7 protein-coding genes are annotated in these 3801 nt (G+C 71.5%); 5 read left to right on the forward strand and 2 right to left on the reverse strand.

Annotation, left to right across the window (positions count from 1 at the left end; all coding sequences use genetic code 11):
• The 3 genes from SGA01_RS40540 to SGA01_RS40550 all read left to right on the forward strand — a co-directional run.
• Positions 1-201: LPXTG cell wall anchor domain-containing protein (locus SGA01_RS40540; protein WP_141303420.1), on the forward strand; the 201-nt coding region annotated here is incomplete at its 5' end.
• A 118-nt stretch (positions 202-319) separates the two neighbouring features.
• The gene (locus tag SGA01_RS40545; RefSeq protein WP_167534302.1) at positions 320-832 is read left to right on the forward strand and encodes a hypothetical protein; all 513 of its coding nucleotides are present in this window, start codon (positions 320-322) and stop codon (positions 830-832) included.
• A 289-nt stretch (positions 833-1121) separates the two neighbouring features.
• On the forward strand, positions 1122-1403 hold the full coding sequence (locus SGA01_RS40550) for a chaplin (protein ID WP_141303422.1): 282 nt from the start codon (positions 1122-1124) through the stop codon (positions 1401-1403).
• A gap of 66 nt (positions 1404-1469) precedes the next feature.
• Here the strand turns inward: SGA01_RS40550 and SGA01_RS40555 are convergent, their stop codons facing one another.
• The gene (locus tag SGA01_RS40555; protein ID WP_141303424.1) at positions 1470-2336 is read right to left on the reverse strand and encodes a tyrosinase family protein; all 867 of its coding nucleotides are present in this window, start codon (positions 2334-2336) and stop codon (positions 1470-1472) included.
• A complete protein-coding gene (locus SGA01_RS40560; protein WP_141303426.1) occupies positions 2320-2733 on the reverse strand; it encodes a tyrosinase family oxidase copper chaperone in 414 nt (137 codons plus the stop codon). Before SGA01_RS40560 ends, SGA01_RS40555 begins: the two co-directional genes overlap by 17 nt.
• A 149-nt stretch (positions 2734-2882) precedes the next feature.
• Here SGA01_RS40560 and SGA01_RS40565 point away from each other — a divergent pair, with 149 nt between their 5' ends.
• Together SGA01_RS40565 and SGA01_RS40570 are read left to right on the forward strand one after the other, a co-directional pair.
• Positions 2883-3386, forward strand: coding sequence for a DUF5949 family protein (locus tag SGA01_RS40565; protein WP_229917637.1), 504 nt, complete (start codon positions 2883-2885; stop codon positions 3384-3386).
• 27 nt (positions 3387-3413) lie between these two features.
• Positions 3414-3801, forward strand: a 388-nt coding sequence (locus SGA01_RS40570; RefSeq protein ID WP_304364587.1) for a vitamin K epoxide reductase family protein, incomplete at its 3' end; no start/stop codon positions are given.

A 3801-nucleotide genomic window follows, 5' to 3' on the forward strand; every position in this document is an offset into this window, starting at 1 on the left:
CCCCCGCACACCGAGCCTCCGACAACGGAACCTCCCACGACGGAGCCTCCGACGACCGGGCCTCCGACGACCACCCCGCCCGAACTTCCCGACACCGGTGGTGACTCCGCGCTCATGGGCGCGGCCGCCATCAGCGCGGCGCTGATCATCGGCGGCACCGTCGTCTACCTCCGGGGCGGACGGATCTCCCGCCGTCACTGACGCCGTAGGCTGACGGGACGTCAAGCGAGGCCCTCGCCTTCACCGGTGAGGGCCTCTGGCGTTGCTGCACACGGGGGTATTCCGCCACGTTTCCCCCGAACGCCTCGTTCTACAGAGCATGACTCTGCGCTCTCACGCCGGCATGGGAATCCTCATGACCGCGCTCGCCTCCGCCGCCCTGGCCGCCCCGGCCTCAGCCGTCGAGGCACCGGTGATCGTCCCGCTCCAGGGCCTGGAGCCGGTGCTCCCGATGGACGCCCCCACGGTCGCCACCGGTGTGCCCGTCCCGGTGCCCGGTGCCCCCACCGGATTCCAGAAGGGTCTCGGCTCCCTGCCGGACCTGGCCCTGCCCAGCGTGCCGCTCACGGGCACCCTCCCGAAGACCGTCGTGGACGCGCCGCTGCCCGAGCTCCTGGAGGGCAGCGACCCGGGCCGGGCCCTCCTCAGCAGCCCGCACTCGGAGATGGCGGCGGCCACCCCCGGCGCCGTCGTCGGCAACCCGGTGGAGGCCCCCCGTGGCAACGGGCTCGCCGGACTCCCGGACCTGGCGAAGCCTCAGGTCGGTGTCCTCACCCCCGTGTTGAGCGGAGCCCTCGACCCCCAGCTGGGTCTGGTGCCGACCGCGCACTGATACCACCGCGCCCCCGCGCGAGTGAAGACACGATTCTTCCCCGCCACCACAGGGATAGTTGATCGTTACAAGTGAAGGCTCGTCGCATGGCCGCGGCCCGTGGACCGAGGCCCGTCCCGTCGTATCCGGCGGCGGGCGCCCTCAGGTCCACGGGCCAATCTCTTTTCGGATCTTTTCGGATTTCTTTCGTACCGTTCGGCGCAATGGCCGTGACCAGTCTTCGTGACGGGCGTTGAAGGGGAGTCGGCCGTGATTCCTGCGGTCGCTTTCCACGTCCAAGGAGTTCTTGATGTCTCGCATCGCGAAGGCTGCCGCTGTTCTCGCCGGCACGGGTGCCGTGGCCCTCAGCGGAGCCGGCCTGGCCGTCGCCGACTCGGGCGCCGAGGCCGTCGCCGCCCACTCGCCCGGTGTCGCCTCCGGCAACGTCGTCCAGGTCCCGGTCCACGTGCCGGTCAACCTCTGCGGCAACACCGTCAACGTCATCGGCCTGCTCAACCCGGCCTTCGGCAACACCTGCATCAACGCCGACGGCCACGGCCACGACAACGGTGACGGCGGCTACGGCGGCTGATCCCCCCGTTCCACCACGTGTGTCCCCCCGGCCCGCTCGGCCGGGGGGACACACGTGTGTGTGCGGTCAGGCGTACCGGTAGATCCGGCTGTGGTCGAAGAGCTCCGCCGGGGTGACCCCCCAGGGCGCCATCGGCTGGTGCCGGGCGACGACCTTGCGGTACTGCGCGTCCCCCAGTGGCGGCGGCTCCGCCGGCAGGTACGCGGCCGAGGGGTTGCGCTGCTGCCACCGCGACCACACCAGGTCGACGAAGGAGTGGTGCAGCCAGAAGACCGGGTCGTTGACGGAGCCGCCCCCGAGCATCAGCCCGCCGACCCAGCGGTGCACCCGGTTGTGGATCCGGAACCGCTCGTTGCCCTGGCCCGAGGCCCAGCCCTCCAGCCGGTTGCGGAAGCCGGAGGCGCTCGTCGAGTTCCAGGGCGCCACGTCGTACACCCGCTCCCGCATCACCTCTTCGAGCTGGGCCTGCGTCGGGAGCGCGACCGGGTCGCGGGGCCGGCCGAAGTCCCTGGTCAGGAAGCGGGTCTCGGACATCGCGTACGTGACGTTCCACCGCCCGGAGGAGTGGGCGAAGGGGCCGGTCATCACCTGGAGGTCGGCGCGGCGGCCGTTGCCGCCCATGAAGTCCTCGCCCCAGATCGAGGAGGCCGGGCTGTTGTCCCGGGTCCAGTCCCAGTACGGGACGGAGACCGTGCCGTCGATCCGGCGCAGGGCCTTCTCGAACTCCAGCAGGAACCTGCGGTGCCAGGGCAGGAAGCTCGGCGCCATGTGGGCGGTCCTGAGCCGCCCCTCCCCGTCGGCCGTGTAGTGGTCGATGTGGGTGCGGACGAACTCGTCGTACGTGCCGGTCCGCTTGAGCTCCAGGACGGCGGCGACGAACTTCCGGCGCTCGGCGCCGGTCAGGTCGCGCTGGTTCTTACGCGTGTACACCACGCGGGCTCCCTCCCGTCGGTTCGGTGTGGACGCCGTGGCCGGCGGCGAACCGGGACAGCGGAGCCGCCCCCAGCTCGTCCACGGCGGCGCGGGTGGCCGCCAGCGGCGTCGGACAGGACTCGTAGTGGTCGATCGGCGAGACGTAACCGCCGTCGGCGCAGCGCATCAGATGCAGCGGCCGGCCGTCGACGAGGGCGACCGGCCCGCCGCCTGGGCCGGAGAAGCCCCGGATGCGGCGGCCCCCGTACATCTCGTCGAAGGCGAGCGGGTCGCGCGGGGCCCCGGACGGCGCTCCCGGCGGGGTGCGGGTCGCGATGCGGCCGAGCGCGCCCCCGGTGAAGGCGGTGACCGCCAGCGCGAAGAGGGACCGCAGTGCGACGCGGCGCGGGACGATCATGAGTGATCTCCTCGGGTCGGCAATTGCCCTCTGGGCACAACGATGAAAACCCGGGTTCGTTGCGTCGGAAATGCCAGCGGCGTGAATATCGACCGTTCGGGTGAAATCGGCGCGGGGGAAGGGTGGTTGGGCCACTAGCATCCTTATTCATGACCACTTCCAATGTCGTTTCCTCGGCGCGCAGCGCCTCTCCGCTGGGAACTCTCACGGTGATTCCGTGGTCCAGCGAGCCTTCCGCCGACGAGGCGGGCACGCCGTTCCTCATGGCGTATTCGCTCGGCGACGGCCGGGACGGACCGGAGGCCGGTCAGCAGGCGATGCGGACGGCCCTGGAGTCGATGGGCCTCTCGGTCGGCGACCGGCTCTTCGACCTGGAGAAGGACGCCGGGATCAACGCCACGCTGCTCGTCGAGGGCGGCTCCGCCGTGCTCAACCTGCCCTTCCTGAAGGTGCAGTGCCCGGTGCCCGACGAGTGGCAGGCCGCCGCCCGCCAGCGCGGCCAGGTCTACCTCATCTGCTCCGTGCGCCCCTGGCCCGAGGCGGTCCCCGGGCAGCCCGTCGACGAGGCGCAGCTGCGCACCTTCGTCTCCGACGAGGAGATGCTCGCGGAGAGCGCCCACGTCCTGATGCCGGTCCGGCGCATCCAGGGCTGAGCCGGAGAACGGAAGGGGGTCGCGGCGATGGCGACGGTGAACGTACAGGGCGGGGTGCCCGGGCAGCGGGAGTCCGCGCCGGAGACCGCGGGGACGGGGCTCGGCACGGGCCGGGCCTTCGCCTGGATGCTGATGGTCACCGGGGCGGCGGGCGTGCTGGCCGGCTGGGTGATCACGATCGACAAGTTCAAGCTCCTGGAGGACCCCGGCTTCCAGCCCGGGTGCAGCCTGAACCCGGTCGTGTCCTGCGGCAACATCATGAAGAGCGAGCAGGCCGCGGTCTTCGGCTTCCCCAACCCGATGCTCGGGCTCGTCACGTACGCCGTCGTCGTGGCCGTCGGTGTCGGGCTGCTCTCCGGGGCCCGCTACCGGGGCTGGTTCTGGCTCGGGCTCAACGCCGGGATGCTCTTCGGGG

The organism is Streptomyces gardneri, assembly GCF_006539185.1.
GTDB classification, from domain to species: Bacteria; Actinomycetota; Actinomycetes; order Streptomycetales; family Streptomycetaceae; genus Streptomyces; species Streptomyces gardneri.